General features: G+C 67.2%; 19 protein-coding genes. 12 read left to right on the top strand and 7 right to left on the bottom strand.

Annotated features, from left to right (window positions below; translation table 11 throughout):
* Nucleotides 1-16 precede the first annotated feature (16 nt).
* On the top strand, nt 17-1,303 hold the full coding sequence (gene clpX / locus BW991_RS19765) for an ATP-dependent Clp protease ATP-binding subunit ClpX (RefSeq protein WP_076603837.1): 1,287 nt from the start codon (nt 17-19) through the stop codon (nt 1,301-1,303).
* A gap of 25 nt (nt 1,304-1,328) precedes the next feature.
* Here clpX and BW991_RS19760 read toward each other — a convergent pair whose 3' ends face one another.
* The 3 genes from BW991_RS19760 to BW991_RS19750 all read right to left on the bottom strand — a co-directional run bounded on the left by BW991_RS19760 (nt 1,329) and on the right by BW991_RS19750 (nt 3,464).
* Nucleotides 1,329-2,489: a S1C family serine protease gene (locus tag BW991_RS19760; protein ID WP_076603836.1), complete on the bottom strand. Its 1,161-nt coding sequence runs from the start codon at nt 2,487-2,489 to the stop codon at nt 1,329-1,331.
* Between the two features lie 129 nt (nt 2,490-2,618).
* The gene (locus BW991_RS19755; RefSeq protein ID WP_076603835.1) at nt 2,619-3,026 is read right to left on the bottom strand and encodes a group II truncated hemoglobin; all 408 of its coding nucleotides are present in this window, start codon (nt 3,024-3,026) and stop codon (nt 2,619-2,621) included.
* Nucleotides 3,027-3,038: 12 nt separating this feature from the next.
* On the bottom strand, nt 3,039-3,464 hold the full coding sequence (locus tag BW991_RS19750) for a response regulator (protein ID WP_076603834.1): 426 nt from the start codon (nt 3,462-3,464) through the stop codon (nt 3,039-3,041).
* 436 nt (nt 3,465-3,900) lie between these two features.
* Between BW991_RS19750 and nifH the strand changes: the two genes are divergently transcribed.
* The 11 genes from nifH to BW991_RS19695 all read left to right on the top strand — a co-directional run bounded on the left by nifH (nt 3,901) and on the right by BW991_RS19695 (nt 13,404).
* Nucleotides 3,901-4,782, top strand: coding sequence for a nitrogenase iron protein (gene nifH, locus BW991_RS19745; RefSeq protein WP_076603833.1), 882 nt, complete (start codon nt 3,901-3,903; stop codon nt 4,780-4,782).
* Between the two features lie 205 nt (nt 4,783-4,987).
* Nucleotides 4,988-6,484: a nitrogenase molybdenum-iron protein alpha chain gene (gene nifD / locus BW991_RS19740; RefSeq protein ID WP_076603832.1), complete on the top strand. Its 1,497-nt coding sequence runs from the start codon at nt 4,988-4,990 to the stop codon at nt 6,482-6,484.
* Nucleotides 6,485-6,523: 39 nt separating this feature from the next.
* Nucleotides 6,524-8,083, top strand: a complete 1,560-nt coding sequence (gene nifK, locus BW991_RS19735; RefSeq protein WP_076603831.1) for a nitrogenase molybdenum-iron protein subunit beta — start codon at nt 6,524-6,526, stop codon at nt 8,081-8,083.
* 88 nt (nt 8,084-8,171) lie between these two features.
* Nucleotides 8,172-9,581, top strand: a complete 1,410-nt coding sequence (nifE, locus tag BW991_RS19730) for a nitrogenase iron-molybdenum cofactor biosynthesis protein NifE (protein WP_076603830.1) — start codon at nt 8,172-8,174, stop codon at nt 9,579-9,581.
* Nucleotides 9,574-10,956 (top strand): nitrogenase iron-molybdenum cofactor biosynthesis protein NifN, encoded by a 1,383-nt coding sequence (gene nifN / locus BW991_RS19725; RefSeq protein ID WP_076603829.1) that lies wholly within the window; start codon nt 9,574-9,576, stop codon nt 10,954-10,956. Before nifE ends, nifN begins: the two co-directional genes overlap by 8 nt.
* Before the next feature lie 23 nt (nt 10,957-10,979).
* Entirely contained in the window at nt 10,980-11,390 is a 411-nt protein-coding gene (gene nifX, locus BW991_RS19720) for a nitrogen fixation protein NifX (protein ID WP_076603828.1), read from the top strand.
* Nucleotides 11,383-11,859 carry a NifX-associated nitrogen fixation protein gene (locus tag BW991_RS19715; RefSeq protein WP_076603827.1) on the top strand — a complete coding sequence of 159 codons (477 nt, stop codon included), beginning with the start codon at nt 11,383-11,385 and terminating at the stop codon, nt 11,857-11,859. Before nifX ends, BW991_RS19715 begins: the two co-directional genes overlap by 8 nt.
* A 14-nt stretch (nt 11,860-11,873) precedes the next feature.
* Nucleotides 11,874-12,071, top strand: a complete 198-nt coding sequence (locus BW991_RS19710; protein ID WP_076603826.1) for a CCE_0567 family metalloprotein — start codon at nt 11,874-11,876, stop codon at nt 12,069-12,071.
* Between the two features lie 4 nt (nt 12,072-12,075).
* Nucleotides 12,076-12,381, top strand: coding sequence for a ferredoxin III, nif-specific (fdxB, locus tag BW991_RS19705; RefSeq protein ID WP_076603825.1), 306 nt, complete (start codon nt 12,076-12,078; stop codon nt 12,379-12,381).
* Between the two features lie 43 nt (nt 12,382-12,424).
* Complete coding sequence (locus BW991_RS19700; protein ID WP_076603824.1) at nt 12,425-12,721, top strand: 2Fe-2S iron-sulfur cluster-binding protein; 297 nt, start codon at nt 12,425-12,427, stop codon at nt 12,719-12,721.
* A 14-nt stretch (nt 12,722-12,735) separates the two neighbouring features.
* Nucleotides 12,736-13,404 carry a nitrogen fixation protein NifQ gene (locus tag BW991_RS19695; RefSeq protein ID WP_084205166.1) on the top strand — a complete coding sequence of 223 codons (669 nt, stop codon included), beginning with the start codon at nt 12,736-12,738 and terminating at the stop codon, nt 13,402-13,404.
* Nucleotides 13,405-13,426: 22 nt separating this feature from the next.
* On the opposite strand, the gene BW991_RS19690 is transcribed toward BW991_RS19695, so the two are convergent.
* From BW991_RS19690 to fdx, 4 genes are all read right to left on the bottom strand, one after another.
* Complete coding sequence (locus BW991_RS19690; RefSeq protein ID WP_076603823.1) at nt 13,427-13,750, bottom strand: (2Fe-2S) ferredoxin domain-containing protein; 324 nt, start codon at nt 13,748-13,750, stop codon at nt 13,427-13,429.
* A gap of 84 nt (nt 13,751-13,834) precedes the next feature.
* On the bottom strand, nt 13,835-14,170 hold the full coding sequence (nifW, locus tag BW991_RS19685) for a nitrogenase-stabilizing/protective protein NifW (protein WP_076603822.1): 336 nt from the start codon (nt 14,168-14,170) through the stop codon (nt 13,835-13,837).
* On the bottom strand, nt 14,167-15,006 hold the full coding sequence (gene cysE / locus BW991_RS19680; protein WP_076603821.1) for a serine O-acetyltransferase: 840 nt from the start codon (nt 15,004-15,006) through the stop codon (nt 14,167-14,169). Before cysE ends, nifW begins: the two co-directional genes overlap by 4 nt.
* A complete protein-coding gene (gene fdx, locus BW991_RS19675) occupies nt 15,003-15,359 on the bottom strand; it encodes an ISC system 2Fe-2S type ferredoxin (RefSeq protein ID WP_076603820.1) in 357 nt (118 codons plus the stop codon). The genes cysE and fdx overlap by 4 nt, the downstream gene beginning before the upstream one ends.
* Nucleotides 15,360-15,381 lie beyond the last annotated feature (22 nt).

Genomic DNA, 15,381 nt, shown 5'->3' with positions numbered 1-15,381 from the left:
CACGGAGGGCTGCAGCATGTCAGAGAAGAAATCGTCCCCGACCGGCGTGCCGGTCCACTGCTCGTTCTGCGCCAAGAGCGCCGCGGAAGTGCGCAAGCTGATCGCCGGTCCGTCGGTGTTCATCTGCGACGAATGCATCGACCTGTGCAACGACATCGTGCACGACGAGGCGGCGAAGCTCACCGCCGCGGCGCTCGCCGACGGTGACCGCGCCCTGCCCACGCCGACGCAGATCCACGCGATCCTCGACCAGTACGTGATCGGCCAGCAAGCCGCGAAGCGCATCCTCGCGGTCGCGGTGTACAACCACTACAAGCGCCTGCGCCACCAGCACGACACGGCGGGCGGCGGCGACGTGGAGCTGTCGAAGAGCAACATCCTCCTCGTCGGTCCCACCGGCTCGGGCAAGACGCTGCTCGCGCAGACCCTCGCGCGGCTGCTCGACGTGCCTTTCGTGATGGCCGACGCGACGACGCTCACGGAGGCCGGTTACGTCGGCGAGGACGTCGAGAACATCATCCAGAAGCTGCTACAGAAGTGCGACTACGACGTCGACAAGGCCCAGCGCGGTATCGTGTATATCGACGAGATCGACAAGATCGCGCGCAAGTCGGACAACCCCTCGATCACGCGCGACGTCTCCGGCGAAGGCGTGCAGCAGGCGCTGCTCAAGCTCATCGAAGGCACCGTCGCGTCGGTGCCGCCGCAGGGAGGGCGCAAGCACCCGGGGCAGGACTTCATCCCGGTCGACACCGGCAACATCCTCTTCATCTGCGGCGGCGCCTTCGACGGACTCGAACGGGTCATCCGCCGCCGGCGCGAGAAGGGCGGCATCGGCTTCGCTGCGGAACTCAGCGACGGCGAAGACCGGCGCAGCCTCGGTGAACTCTTCGCCGACGTCGAGCCGGCCGACCTGATCCGCTTCGGCCTGATCCCCGAATTCGTCGGCCGGCTGCCGGTCGTCGCGACGCTCGCCGAGCTCGACGAGGCCGCGCTCGTGCAGATCCTCGTCGAGCCGAAGAACGCGCTGGTCAAGCAATACCGCAAGCTGCTGGAAATGGAAGGCGTGGAACTGGAGATCCCGCCCGCGGCGCTGTCGGCGATCGCCCGCAAGGCGCTGGCGCGCAAGACCGGTGCGCGCGGCCTGCGCTCGATCCTCGAAGCGGCGCTGCTCGACACGATGTACGAGCTGCCGGGGCGGCACGACGTGCAGGCGGTGCATGTCGGCGCCGAGGTGATCGAAGCGGGCGCCGCGCCGCTGCTGCTGCCCGCGCACGAGGAATTCGCCGAGGCCGCCGCCTGAGCGCGGCCCCCCGGCGTAGCCCCCTTTAGTTGCCGGGCTGCAGCGTGACCGACAGGCTCAGCGGCTTGCCCTCGCGCAGCACGCCCAGCTTCACGACATCGCCGACGCGATGGTCGTCGAGGCGGGCCGTGAGCCTGGCGACCGAATCGACGGGCTTGTCGTCGAGCGAGACGATGATGTCGCCCGGATACATGCTGCCGTCGATCTCGCGGCGGATGCCGCGCAGGCCCGCCTTGTCCGCCGCCGACCCGGGCATCACGCGCAGCACCACGATGCCCTCCACCTCGAGTTCGCGCTGCAGGCGCTCGTTCACGCCCTCGTCGATCTCGATGCCCAGCACCGGGCGGACATACTTGCCGTTGCGGATGAGCTGCGGCACCACGCGCATCACGGTATCGACGGGCACGGCGAAGCCGATGCCGGCGGACGCGCCGGACGGGCTGTAGATCGCCGTGTTGATCCCGATCAGCCGCCCGTTCGAGTCGAGCAGCGGACCGCCGGAATTGCCGGGATTGATCGCGGCGTCGGTCTGGATCAGGTGCTCGATGGTGGTCTCGCCGCCTTCGCCGGGCAGCGAGCGGTCCAGCGCCGACACGATACCGGTCGTCAGTGTCCAGTCCAGGCCGAAGGGGTTGCCGATCGCGAACACCTTCTGCCCCACCCTGAGGTCGCCGCTCGTGCCGATCGGCACCGGCGGCGGGCGTTTGAAACCGACGCCGATCCTGAGCACCGCGATGTCGTGCGCCGGACTCGCCCCGACCAGCGCCGCCTGGTAGTCGCGCCCGTCGGAAAGCTTCACGGTCGCCTGCGAGGCGCCCTGGATCACGTGGAGATTCGTCACGACGTGGCCGGCGTCATCCCAGATGAAGCCCGAACCCGTGCCGCGCGGCACCTGCATCACGTTGCGCGTCCACGCGTCGCGCACGAGCTGGGCCGTCGTGATGAACACGACCGAACCGCGCGCATGCTCGAACAGCTCGATGGTCGATTTCTCGTCCGCGGCGAGGTCGCCGCGCGGCGTGACGGTGCGCTCGGCCGCCTGCTTCGGGCTGAACCAGTCCTCGATGGCCGGCAGCACCTTCCACAGCAGCATCAGGGCTGCAAGGGCGAGCGTGACGATGAGCAGGCGCTGCAGGAATCGGTCGCGCGGCGGCGCGACAGGCGGAAATCGGTTGTAGGGGGTCATGATCGGGTCGAATGCGAAGCGGGTGGCCGGCGCAGCGCGGGTCGCCGCGGCAGCCGGTAGCCGTGAAACCCGCAAGATACCAACAGCAGCGCCGCCCGCGCCATAGGCAGACGCCGCGGCGTGCTCCCCTCAGTGCCGCGTGATCGAATCCGCCACCTTGGCGAACGCGGCGACGAGCTGCGCGCGCAGCTCGGCGTCGGCCACCTGCTCGTCGAGCGCGCGCGTCATGCACAGCATCCACGCCGCGCTCGCCGCGCGGTCGATGCCGAAACCGGCATGCGCCCGCCCCAGTCGCGGCGGGCCGTGGCGCTGTGCGTACAGCGGCGGTCCGCCCAGCCAGCCCGACAGGAACATGAAGAGTTTTTCCTTCGCGTGCGCCAGATCCTGCGGGTGCATCGCGCGGATCCGTGCCGCCTCGGGCAGTTCGCACATCAGCTCGTAGAAGCGCTCGACCAGGCGGCGCACGCCCGCCTCGCCACCGAGCTTCTGGTAGTGCGGGTTCGCGTTGGCGACGATCTTCGGAAAGGTCGGATGCATCGGGAGGAAGCCTCAACGGACGACAAGGGGAATGCCGAGCGGCGTGCGCCGCCCGAGCTGGGCGTCCACTTTACGCCGTACCGTGGCGAGGTCCAGTGGCCGCGTGAGCAGGCCGTCGGCACCGTATGCGCGCAGCGCGGCGACATCGGGCGCGGAGGCGGCATCGCACACCAGCAGGATCTTCGCGCCGCCCAGATTGGCCCGAAGGTGCGCGATCAGCCCCCCTTCCCGCCCGCCGCACAGGCCGTGCCCCAGCAGGACGAGCTGCGGCGGCCACGCGCTCGCCTTGTCGAGCGCCGCGTCCAGTTCCCCGAACACGTGGGTTTCGTTCTCGTCCGCGAGCATGAACTGCAGCGCGATACCGCTCACGTCATCGTCGTCGATGACGAAGATGCGCTTGTTTTCCACTGCCCGCTGGGTGTCGACGCCGATCTGCATGATGCGCTCCTGTGCGTGAAGTCCATCCGCAATGAAGCAAGGCCCATTCCGGCGGCACGGCCTGCGCTGCGCAGGCCGCCCACCCCCTGCGCCCGCGCGACGATCGAGCCCGCAGCCGCCATGCAACGACCCTCGCCCGCCCGCGCCGCGGAACGCCGTGCACGCGTCGCTCTGTGCCCTTTGTTCGGTTTGTAAAGCGCGCAGGCGCCTGTCACGGAAACGCGTCAAAACAGTTTTTATTCTTTTTATTCATCACGTTACAAGATTTTCCCCGCACTGGCACAAGGGTTGCTGAAGAGGCTTGCACCGTGATGTCTCGCCGAACGCGCAACTTGAGACGAAGACCTATAAGAGTTTCGGAGCGGCCAATACCGGATGCATGCAACGGTAAGCGCTGAAAACCTCAACCTGATTTTTCGATGTCAAGGAGATTCAAATGTCTGACCTCAGGCAAATCGCTTTCTACGGCAAGGGCGGGATCGGCAAATCCACGACCTCCCAGAACACCCTCGCGGCGCTGGCCGAGATGGGCCAGAAGATCCTCATCGTCGGCTGCGACCCGAAGGCCGACTCCACCCGCCTGATCCTGCACGCCAAGGCCCAGGACACCGTGCTGTCGCTCGCCGCCGACGCGGGTTCCGTGGAGGACCTGGAGCTCGAGGACGTGCTCAAGGTCGGTTACCGCGACATCCGTTGCGTCGAGTCCGGCGGCCCGGAGCCCGGCGTCGGCTGCGCCGGCCGCGGCGTCATCACCTCGATCAACTTCCTCGAGGAAAACGGCGCCTATGACGGCGTCGATTACGTCTCCTACGACGTGTTGGGTGACGTGGTGTGTGGCGGTTTCGCGATGCCGATCCGCGAGAACAAGGCGCAGGAAATCTACATCGTGATGTCCGGCGAAATGATGGCGATGTACGCCGCCAACAACATCTCGAAGGGCATCCTGAAGTACGCCAACGCCGGCGGCGTGCGCCTGGGCGGCCTGGTGTGCAACGAGCGCCAGACCGACAAGGAGTACGAACTCGCCGACGCGCTGGCGAAGAAGCTCGGCACCTCGCTGATCCACTTCATCCCGCGCGACAACGTCGTGCAGCACGCCGAGCTGCGCCGCATGACCGTGCTCGAGTACGACCCGGAATCCAAGCAGGCCGGGGAATACCGCCAGCTGGCGCAGAAGATCCACGCCAACAAGGGCAAGGGCACGATCCCGACGCCGATCACCATGGACGAGCTGGAGGACCTGCTGCTCGAGTTCGGGATCATGAAGCAGGAGGACACGTCGCTGATCGGCAAGAGCGCTGCCGAACTGGCGGCCTGAGCGCCCCCCGCGCGCCTGCGTCCCCGCGCGGGGCTGCAGGCGCGCAATGCGGAGACCTCCGCCGAAAGTGTGGCGCGGCCAGGGTGGCCGTTCGCCCGCCCCGCCGGTCCGCGCTTTGCGCAGAGCTCTCGCAGGTCGAGGGCGTGCCGGATTGACGACTCAGCTGACAACTCAGCGACAACTTAGACCGTGACTGGAGAGCACCATGAGCCTCACCGTTGAAGAAACCAAGACCCGCAACAAGGAACTGATCGCCGAGGTCCTCGAGGCCTACCCGGAAAAGACCGCCAAGAAGCGCGCCAAGCATCTGGCGGTGCACGAGGAAGGCAAGCCCGACTGCAACGTCAAGTCGAACATCAAGTCGCTGCCCGGCGTGATGACGATCCGCGGCTGTGCCTACGCCGGCTCCAAGGGCGTGGTGTGGGGCCCGATCAAGGACATGGTGCACATCAGCCATGGCCCGGTCGGCTGCGGCCAGTACTCGTGGGCGGCGCGCCGCAACTACTACATCGGCACGACCGGCGTCGATAGTTTCGTGACGATGCAATTCACCTCCGACTTCCAGGAGAAGGACATCGTCTTCGGCGGCGACAAGAAGCTGGAGAAGATCATGGACGAGATCCAGGAACTCTTCCCGCTCAACAAGGGCATCACGGTGCAGTCCGAATGCCCGATCGGCCTGATCGGCGACGACATCGAGGCGGTATCGAAGAAGAAGTCCAAGGAATACGGCGGCAAGACCATCGTGCCGGTGCGCTGCGAGGGCTTCCGCGGCGTGTCGCAGTCGCTCGGCCACCACATCGCCAACGACGCGGTGCGCGACTTCGTGTTCGACAAGACCGACCCGGACAAGAACAAGTTCGAGAGCAGCCCCTACGACGTCGCGATCATCGGCGACTACAACATCGGCGGCGACGCGTGGTCCTCGCGCATCCTGCTCGAGGAGATGGGCCTGCGCGTGATCGCGCAGTGGTCGGGCGACGGCACCCTCGCCGAGCTCGAGAACACGCCCAAGGCAAAGCTCAACGTGCTGCACTGCTACCGCTCGATGAACTACATCTCGCGCCACATGGAAGAGAAGTACGGCGTGCCTTGGGTCGAGTACAACTTCTTCGGCCCGTCGAAGATCGAGGCCAGCCTGCGCGAGATCGCCAGCCACTTCGACGACAAGATCAAGGAGAACACCGAAAAGGTCATCGCCAAGTACCGCGCGCTGACCGAGGCGGTGATCGCCAAATACAAGCCGCGCCTCGAAGGCAAGACGGTGATGCTCTTCGTCGGCGGCCTGCGCCCGCGCCACGTCATCGGCGCGTACGAGGACCTCGGCATGAACGTGGTCGGCACCGGCTACGAGTTCGGCCACGGCGACGACTACCAGCGCACCACGCACTACGTGAAGGACGGCACGCTGATCTACGACGACGTCACCGGCTTCGAGTTCGAGCAGTTCGTCGACAAGATCAAGCCCGACCTGGTCGGCTCCGGCATCAAGGAGAAGTACGTCTTCCAGAAGATGGGCGTGCCCTTCCGCCAGATGCACTCGTGGGACTACTCCGGCCCCTATCACGGCTACGACGGCTTCGCGATCTTCGCGCGCGACATGGACATGGCCATCAACAGCCCGGTGTGGGGGCTGGCGAAGGATCCCTTCGCCGAAGGCGAGCCAGCACTCGCCGAAGGCGAACCAACACTCGCAGCCTGACCTTGACGCCCAAATCCTTACGCTTCCAGGAGATTCACCATGCCGCAAAACGCTGAAAAGGTCATCGACCACGAGATGCTGTTCCGCCAGCCTGAATACACGGAGCTGTTCGAGAACAAGAAGGCCAACTTCGAATTCGGCCACCCCGCCGACAAGGTCGCCGAGATCCGCGACTGGACCAAGAGCTGGGACTACCGCGAGAAGAACTTCAAGCGCGAGGCGCTGACGGTGAACCCCGCCAAGGCCTGCCAGCCGCTCGGCGCGGTGTTCGTCGCCAACGGCTTCTCGAAGACGCTGTCCTTCGTGCATGGCTCGCAGGGCTGCGTCGCCTACTACCGCTCGCACTTCTCGCGCCACTTCAAGGAGCCGACCTCCTGCGTCTCCTCGTCGATGACCGAGGACGCGGCGGTGTTCGGCGGCCTCAACAACATGGTCGACGGCCTCGCCAACACGCTGAGCCTGTACAAGCCGGAGATGATCGCCGTCTCCACCACCTGCATGGCCGAGGTGATCGGCGACGACCTCGACGCGTTCATCAAGACCGCCAAGCAGAAAGGCAGCGTACCGGCCGAGTTCGACGTGCCCTTCGCCCACACCCCGGCCTTCGTCGGCAGCCACGTCACCGGCTACGACAACGCGCTGAAGGGCATCCTGCAGCACTTCTGGGACGGCAAGGCGGGCACCGCGCCCAAGCTCGAACGCGCGCCCAACGAGACCGTGAACTTCATCGGCGGCTTCGACGGCTACGTCGTCGGCAACATGAAGGAGATCAAGCGCCTGTTCTCGATGATGGGCGTCGAGGCGACCTTCCTGTGCGATCCGTCGGAAGCCTGGGATACCCCCACCGACGGCCAGTTCCGCATGTACGACGGCGGCACGACCAAGGAAGAGGCGGCGGCTGCCATCAACGCCAAGGCCACCTTCATCTACCAGGAGTACAGCGCCGAGAAGACCGCCAAGTACATCGCCGAGAAGGGCCAGGAAGTCGTCGCGCTGAACTCGCCGATCGGCGTCACCGGCACCGACAAGTTCCTCAAGGAGCTGTCGCGCATCACCGGCAAGCCGGTGCCCGAAGCGCTGAAGAAGGAACGCGGGCGGCTCGTCGATGCGATCACCGATTCGCAGGCCCACCTGCACGGCAAGAAGTTCGCGCTCTACGGCGATCCGGACCTGATGCTGGGCCTCACCCAGTTCCTGCTGGATCTCGGCTGCGAGCCGACCCACATCCTCGCGACCAACGGTGACGACAAGTGGGCCGCGAAGGTGCAGGCGCTGCTCGACGCCTCGCCGGTGGGCCGCGACTGCCACGTCTATCCGAAGCGCGACCTGTGGCACATGCGCTCGCTGCTCAACACCGAGCCGGTGGATTTCCTGATCGGCAACACCTACGGCAAATACCTCGAGCGCGACACCGGCACGCCGCTGATCCGCATCGGCTTCCCCATCTTCGACCGCCACCACTACCACCGGCTGCCGATCTGGGGCTACCAGGGCGGGCTGCACGTGCTGATGCAGATCCTCGACGAGTACTTCGAGGCGCTGGACGCCAACACCAACGTGGCGTCGAAGACCGACTACAGCTTCGACATCATCCGGTAAGGCGTCCCCGGACGCGCCGGGCCGGCGGCTTCGGTCGCCGCGCCCGGCGCCTTCTGAACCCGCAGCACCCGTCGCGCGGAGGCAAGAGATGAGCGCCCTGCTCAACCAGAAGATCCAGGCCGTTTTCGACGAACCCGGTTGCGACAAGAACCAGGGCAAGTCGGAGAAGGAACGCAAGAAGGGCTGCACCAAGCAGCTCGCGCCCGGCGCGGCGGCCGGCGGCTGTGCCTTCGACGGCGCGAAGATCGCGCTGCAGCCGATCGTCGATGTCGCCCACCTCGTGCACGGCCCGATCGCGTGCGAGGGCAACTCCTGGGACAACCGCCACGCGCTGTCCTCGGGCCCGACGACCTACCGCACCGGCTTCACGACCGACATCAACGAGATGGACGTCATCTACGGCGGCGAGAAGCGGCTCTTCAGGGCGATCAAGGAAATCATCGACAAGCAGGACCCGCCCGCGGTGTTCGTGTACCAGACCTGCGTCACCGCGCTGATCGGCGACGACGTCGAGGCCGTGTGCAAGGCCGCCAGCGCGAAGTTCGGCAAGCCGGTGATCCCGGTCAATTCGCCCGGCTTCGCCGGCGTGAAGAACCTCGGCAACAAGCTCGGCGCCGAGGCGCTGCTCGACTACGTGATCGGCACCGAGGAACCGGAATTCACCACGCCCTACGACATCAACATCATCGGCGAGTACAACCTCTCCGGCGAGCTGTGGCAGATCACGCCGCTGCTCGACGCGCTCGGGATCCGCGTGCTGTCCTGCATCAGCGGCGACGCGCGCTATAAGGAGGTCGCTTACGCGCATCGCGCGAAGGCGGCGATGATGGTGTGCTCGAAGGCGATGATCAACGTCGCGCGCAAGATGGAGGAGCGCTACGACATCCCCTTCTTCGAGGGCTCCTTCTACGGCATCGGCGACGTGTCGGACTCGCTGCGCGAGATCGCGCGCCTGCTGATCCAGCGCGGCGCGCCGGAAGAACTGATGGCGCGCACCGAAGCGCTGATCGCCGCCGAAGAAGCGCGCGCCTGGGCGCGGCTCGAACCCTACAAGGCCCGCCTCGCGGGCAAGCGCGTGCTGCTGATCACCGGCGGCGTGAAGTCCTGGTCGGTGGTCGCCGCGCTGCAGGAAGTCGGCATCGAGATCGTCGGCACCAGCGTCAAGAAATCGACCAAGGAAGACAAGGAAAAGATCAAGGAGATCATGGGCGACGAGGCGCACATGATCGACGACATGAGCCCGCGCGAGATGTACGCGATGCTCAAGGAAGCGCGCGCCGACATCATGCTCTCCGGCGGGCGCTCGCAGTTCGTCGCGCTGAAGGCCAAGATGCCGTGGCTCGACATCAACCAGGAACGCCACTACGCCTACGCCGGCTACGAAGGCATGGTGAGCCTCGTCGCGGAGATCGACAAAACGCTCCACAACCCGGTGTGGAAGCAGGTGCGCAAAGTTGCCCCCTGGGACGCCCCCGCTGTGGAGGTGGCCCATGGCTAAGGTGACGATCCCCAAGAAGGCCTGTGCGGTCAATCCGCTCAAGATGAGCCAGCCGCTGGGCGCGAGCTACGCCTTCCTCGGCATGAACCGCTGCATGCCGGTCATGCACGGCTCGCAGGGCTGTACCTCCTTTGGCCTCGTCGTGCTGGTGCGCCATTTCCGCGAGGCGATCCCGCTGCAGACGACCGCGATGAACGAGGCCACCACGATCATGGGCGGCATGGAGAACATCGAGAAGGCGATCCTCAACATCCGCACGCGCGCCAAGCCCGACCTGATCGCGATCTGCTCGACCGGCCTCACGGAGACCAAGGGCGACGACGTCGAGGGCTTCCTCAAGCTGATCCGCCAGCGCCACCCCGAGATCGCCGACACCGCGATCGTCTACGTCTCGACGCCGGACTACCTCGGCGCCTTCCAGGACGGCTGGGCGAAGGCCACGACCGCGATCATCGACACGCTCGTCGATCCGATCCCCAACGTCCACCCCCTGCGTCCGCAGCGCTCGCGCCAGGTCGCAGTCCTCCCCGGCTGCCACCTCACGCCGCGCGACATCGAGGAAGTGCGCGAGATCGTCGAATCCTTCGGCCTCGCGCCGATCTTCCTGCCCGACGTCTCCGGCTCGCTCGACGGCCATATCAACGACGACTTCAGCCCGACGACGATCGGCGGCACGACGCTCGCCGACACCCGCCGCCTCGGCGCTTCGATCGCCGCACTCGCGATCGGCGAGCAGATGCGCCCCGCCGCCGAAGCTCTGCACGCCCGCGCCGGCGTCCCCTACCGCGTCTTCGACCGGCTCACCGGCCTCGACGCGATGGACCAGTTCATCGCCCATCTCGCTGACATCTCCGGCACGCCGGTGCCCGAGAAATGGCGCCGCCAGCGCAGCCAGCTGCAGGACGCGATGCTCGACGGCCACTTCTTCATCGGCGGCAAAAGAATCGCGATCGGCGCCGAACCCGACCTGCTGTGGGCGCTCGGCAGCCTCGTCACCGAGATGGGCGCGACACTGCACACCGCGGTCACGACCACCGCCTCGCCGCTCCTCGAGCGTCTGCCGACCGACGAAGTCCTGATCGGCGACCTCGAAGACCTGGAGATCGGCGCCCGCGACTGCGACCTGATGATCACCCACTCGCACGGCCGCCAAGCCGCCGAACGGCTGCACATCCCCTTCCACCGCGCCGGCCTGCCGCTCTTCGACCGTCTCGGCGCCGGCGACCAGCTGTCCGTCGGCTACCGCGGCACCAAGGCGCTGATCTTCACGCTCGGCAACATGTTCCTCGCCGAACACCACGAGGTCGGGCCGACCCGCTGGGCCCTGCCTGCCGCCACGCTGCAGGCCGTCGCACGCGCGAGTCTCGCCGCCTGAAACCCACCGCAAAGGAGCTGACCATGAAAGTCGCCTTCACCACCCAGGACCTGCAAAGGGTCGACGCCCACTTCGGCTGGGCCAAGAACATCGCCGTGTATGACGTCCGCCCCGACGGCTACGACTTCGTCACGACCTTCGTCTTCGACGGCGACCTGCAGGAAGACGGCAACGAAGACAAGCTCGCGCCCAAGCTCGACGCGATCCGCGACTGCGCGATCCTCTACGTCGCCGCGATCGGCGGCTCGGGCGCCGCGCGCGTCGTCGCCAACAAGATCCATCCCGTCAAGGTGCCGCAGCCCGAGCCCATCCTCGACATCCTCGACAAGCTGCAGGCCACGCTCGCCGGCACGCCGCCGCCGTGGCTGCGCAAGGCGCTGCTGAAGGGACAGGAACGCGAATTCGATTTCGAAGACGAGGTGGAACATGGCTGAAGCAGCAGAAGCAACGGCGCTCGCCGCCGACCCGATGACGAGCGAGTTCATCGTCGAGCTCGTCAAACAATGGCGCGCGCAGGACACCCACGGCACCTGGGACGGCAAGAGCAACGAGACGCTGCTCGCGCCCTACATCATCACCCGGGAACAGCGCCGCGAGATCCCCATCATCGGCGACCCCGACCCGGAGACGCTGTGGCGGCTGGAGCTCTTCTACAACGCGGTCGGCCTCGCCATCGAGCGGCGCACCGGGATCATGGTCAAGCCGATGATGAAGATGAGCCACGAAGGCTTCGGCCAGCTCAACCTCGCCGCCGGGAGGCTGATCGTCGTCAATCGCTACCTGCGCGACATCCACCGCTTCGGCTTCGAGTCGGTGGAAAAGCTCGCCGCCGAAGGCACCAAGTGGGTCGAGGCCGGCGTCGACATGATCGCGAAATTCCCCGACGTCGCGAACTACGGCTGATCCAGGAGAAGGACATGGAAACGCTCGACGACCTGAAGGCCCAGGTCAGGAAACTCTCGGCCCGCGCGATGAACCTGAAGATGGAGCTGCACGACCTCTCGGAGGAGCTGCCGATCGGCTGGGAGAAGATCCCCGACATCGCCGCGAAGGCCTTCCAGGCCTTCGACGAACTCGCCGCCATGCGCGCGCGCATCGCCGAACTCGGAGGCTGAGCTCATGGCCGAGTTCACCATCACCCTGCCCAGCGGCCGCGCCTGGACGCCCCGCTTTGCCGAATCCATCAACGAAGAGAAGTGCATCGGCTGCGGCCGCTGCTTCAAGGTCTGCGGCCGCGACGTGCTGCAGCTCGTCGGCCTCGACGACGAAGGCGAACGCATCGCGGTCGGCGACGACGGGGACGACGACGAGTACGAGAAGAAGGTCATGACGATCGCGCACCCGGAGAACTGCGTCGGCTGCGAGGCGTGCATGAAGATCTGCCCCAAGAAGTGCTACACGCACCGCGCCGCGAGCGCCGCCTGAACCGCCTTAACCCCAACCCCGAGAGAGAACGAGGACGCCACCGATGCCCACCCTGACCATCCAGCCCGCCGGCAAGACCGTAGCCGTCGCCGCCGGCACCACCCTGCTGCAGGCCCTGCTCGCCGCCGGAGAGAACGTCGGCCACAAGTGCGACGGCAAGGCCCAGTGCGGATCCTGTCACCTCTTCGTGCAGGACGGCCGCAAGACCCTGTCGAAGATCCAGCGCGACGAAAACGAAAAGCTCGACAGCATCGTCGGCGTCGGCTCGAAATCGCGGCTCGCCTGTCAGGCCGTGATCGGCGAAGCCGACATCGCGGTCGAGCTGCTGAGTTTCGTGTAGGCGAGGACGGAATCATGCCGACCGCCGCCTGCACTCCGCTCCCCGACGGTGCCCTGGCGGCGATCGCGCGGCTGCGTCGGGCCACGGCGGGCTCCGCCCCGACCTACCCCGAGCTCCTCGCCGCCGCGCGCACGCCGGACGACGTCGTCACCCTCGCCCTCGCCGGCGTCATCACGAACGCGCCCCTGCGCCCCGCCCCCTACGACGTCCCCATCGCCGGCCTCGCCCCGCCAATCCTCGCGGCCGTCCTCGCCGACCGCTTCCCCCGCCTCACCCACGCCCACCACGCCGCCCTGCTCGCGCCCGCAGAAGCCGCGCAAGCCGCCGAGGCCGCCGGCGACCCGATCGACGAATTCCACGATCTCGTCACGCTGCTGCTCGAACACCGCAACGACGCCGACGCGAGCTCCCACGCCCTCGCGCACGCCGTCGCCACCGCGAGCATGGGCGCCGATCACCTGTGGCAGGACCTCGGGCTGCCGCACCGCCGCGCGCTGTCCGAACTCATGGACACGCGCTTCAGGACGCTGGCCCGGCGCAATAGCGGCGACATGAAGTGGAAGAAGTTCCTCTACAAGCAGCTGTGCGAACGTGCGGATATTTTCGTGTGCAAATCGCCGAGCTGCGCGGCCTGCTCCGACTACGACGCCTGCTTCGGCCCGGAGACCGATCCGGCGCCCTAGCCGCGCGCCCCCAACGGGGCGCTCACCACACCTCGGCGGGCGCGAGCAGGCGCTCGACGGGCCGCCCCTCGATCAGGTGTTCGTTGAAGATCTCCGCGACATCCTCCTTCTGCACGCCGCGGTACAGCACCCCTTCCGGATACACGAGCACGTTCGCGCCCTGATCGCAGGGTCCGATGCAACCGCTGTAGGTAACGGCGATCTCGGCGTACAGGTTGCGGTTCTGCAACTCCTGCCAGAAGGTCTGCAGCACATCGGACGCGCCCTTGTGCGCGCAGGCGCCGCGCGGATGTCCCGCGGGGCGGTTCTGGGAGCAGACGAAAACGTGGCGTTGGGGTCGGGGCATGGCGGTTCTCCGCTTGTCGTTTGGAATCCGGACCGGCATCCCGGCTCGCGGCACGATCGGCACCGCGACGCCGGGGCCGGGTTCTCAGCGCTGCGAGGGCAGCGAGGTGCGCAGCGAGTCGAGGCTCACGCCACGCGCGCCGCCGGCCTCCTGGAAGACCTTGAAGACCTTCTCGTCGGCCGGCGTCGAACGCACGAAATCGTCGTAGGCACGCGCCAGAAGCCCCTGGTAGCGCTTGTACAGCTCGGTTTCGTCGGACGACGCCCCGAGCCCCTTGTCCTGCCGCAGGTACTGGTAGAAGCGCTTCAGGATGTGCAGGCGGTTCACGTTCACGATGGCCTGCTGGTAGGGCACGGCGAAGAAGTCGAGAAATTCCTCGGCGTCCGAAAGCTTGGCCAGGCTTTCGATCAGGGTGCTCATGGGGGGGCTCCTCCAGTGACGACGCCGCGCGTAGAGCCCGGCGCAAGGGTAATGGGCGTGCCCGCCGGCGCGAACACGGGTTGGACGCAGTAATCCTCGGGCGCGCAGGCATGACAGGCGTCCGCCTGCGCATCCGCGGGCGCAACCGTCGCGAGCCTGCGCTCGAGGTCGCCGATGCGGTCGAGCAGGCACGCGATGGCCTTGCCGACCGGGTCCGGCATCTGGTGATGGTCGAGGTCTATGCCCTGCGCGAGGATGCGCCGCCGACTGCGCGGCAGCACCGTGCGCCCGGGGATGCCGACGACGGTCATGCCCGCGCTGACATCCTCGATGACCACCGAGTTGGCCGCGACGCGCGCGTTGTCGCCGATCGTGATCGGCCCGAGGATCTTCGCGCCGGCGCCGACGACGACCCCGCTGCCCAGCGTCGGGTGACGCTTGCCGGGGTTCCAGGTCGTGCCGCCGAGCGTGACGCCGTGGTACAGCGTGACGTCGTCGCCGATCTCCGCGGTTTCACCGATCACCACGCCGCAGCCGTGGTCGATGAAGAAGCGCCGCCCGATGCGCGCTCCCGGGTGGATGTCGATGTGCGTGACCATGCGCGCGACGTGGCTCAGCAACCGGGCGGGGTAGCGCAGGCCGCGCCGCCACAGCGCATGGGCGACGCGGTGCGCCGCGATCGCGTGGATGCCGGGGTAGATCGTCAGCACCTCGAGGCGGCTGCGCGCCGCCGGATCGCGCGCGAACACGCAGGCGACGTCCTCGCGCATCAGGGCGAACAGGCCCGGCGCGGCCACCGGCGCAGAGACGAGATCCGGGCAATCGGCGGCGTTCATCGCACGGACCCTCCGTCATGCGCCTCGCGCGCGAGGTTGCGGCTGTAGCGCGGCAGCTCGACGACCAGATCGTCCGAGCGGATCACCACCTGGCAGGCGAGACGCGACTGCGCCTCCAGCCCCCAGGCGCGGTCGAGCTGGTCCTCCTCGTCGGGCGAGGCGGGCGCGAGCGATGCGAAGCCCTCGCGGATGACGACATGGCAGGTCGCGCACGCACAGGACTTCTCGCACGCATGCTCCAGCGCGACCCCCTGCCGGAGCAGCGCGTCGCACAGGAAGGCGCCGGAACGCGCCTCGAACACCGCGCCTTCGGGGCTCAGCGTCGCGTGGGGGAGCAGCGTGATGCGCGGCATGGCGAAGTCCTTGTGGCTATCC

Origin of the sequence: Aromatoleum tolulyticum (genome assembly GCF_900156155.1) — a bacterium.
Classification (GTDB): domain Bacteria; phylum Pseudomonadota; class Gammaproteobacteria; order Burkholderiales; family Rhodocyclaceae; genus Aromatoleum; species Aromatoleum tolulyticum.
Note: the sequence above shows the minus strand (reverse complement) of the source record. Positions and strands in the feature narration are given on the sequence as shown.

Coding starts and splice junctions, on each gene's coding strand:
- clpX (WP_076603837.1), top strand. CDS start 17: ATGTCAGAGAAGAAATCGTCCCCGACCGGCGTGCCGGTCCACTGCTCG.
- BW991_RS19760 (WP_076603836.1), bottom strand. CDS start 2,489: ATGACCCCCTACAACCGATTTCCGCCTGTCGCGCCGCCGCGCGACCGA.
- BW991_RS19755 (WP_076603835.1), bottom strand. CDS start 3,026: ATGCATCCGACCTTTCCGAAGATCGTCGCCAACGCGAACCCGCACTAC.
- BW991_RS19750 (WP_076603834.1), bottom strand. CDS start 3,464: ATGCAGATCGGCGTCGACACCCAGCGGGCAGTGGAAAACAAGCGCATC.
- nifH (WP_076603833.1), top strand. CDS start 3,901: ATGTCTGACCTCAGGCAAATCGCTTTCTACGGCAAGGGCGGGATCGGC.
- nifD (WP_076603832.1), top strand. CDS start 4,988: ATGAGCCTCACCGTTGAAGAAACCAAGACCCGCAACAAGGAACTGATC.
- nifK (WP_076603831.1), top strand. CDS start 6,524: ATGCCGCAAAACGCTGAAAAGGTCATCGACCACGAGATGCTGTTCCGC.
- nifE (WP_076603830.1), top strand. CDS start 8,172: ATGAGCGCCCTGCTCAACCAGAAGATCCAGGCCGTTTTCGACGAACCC.
- nifN (WP_076603829.1), top strand. CDS start 9,574: ATGGCTAAGGTGACGATCCCCAAGAAGGCCTGTGCGGTCAATCCGCTC.
- nifX (WP_076603828.1), top strand. CDS start 10,980: ATGAAAGTCGCCTTCACCACCCAGGACCTGCAAAGGGTCGACGCCCAC.
- BW991_RS19715 (WP_076603827.1), top strand. CDS start 11,383: ATGGCTGAAGCAGCAGAAGCAACGGCGCTCGCCGCCGACCCGATGACG.
- BW991_RS19710 (WP_076603826.1), top strand. CDS start 11,874: ATGGAAACGCTCGACGACCTGAAGGCCCAGGTCAGGAAACTCTCGGCC.
- fdxB (WP_076603825.1), top strand. CDS start 12,076: ATGGCCGAGTTCACCATCACCCTGCCCAGCGGCCGCGCCTGGACGCCC.
- BW991_RS19700 (WP_076603824.1), top strand. CDS start 12,425: ATGCCCACCCTGACCATCCAGCCCGCCGGCAAGACCGTAGCCGTCGCC.
- BW991_RS19695 (WP_084205166.1), top strand. CDS start 12,736: ATGCCGACCGCCGCCTGCACTCCGCTCCCCGACGGTGCCCTGGCGGCG.
- BW991_RS19690 (WP_076603823.1), bottom strand. CDS start 13,750: ATGCCCCGACCCCAACGCCACGTTTTCGTCTGCTCCCAGAACCGCCCC.
- nifW (WP_076603822.1), bottom strand. CDS start 14,170: ATGAGCACCCTGATCGAAAGCCTGGCCAAGCTTTCGGACGCCGAGGAA.
- cysE (WP_076603821.1), bottom strand. CDS start 15,006: ATGAACGCCGCCGATTGCCCGGATCTCGTCTCTGCGCCGGTGGCCGCG.
- fdx (WP_076603820.1), bottom strand. CDS start 15,359: ATGCCGCGCATCACGCTGCTCCCCCACGCGACGCTGAGCCCCGAAGGC.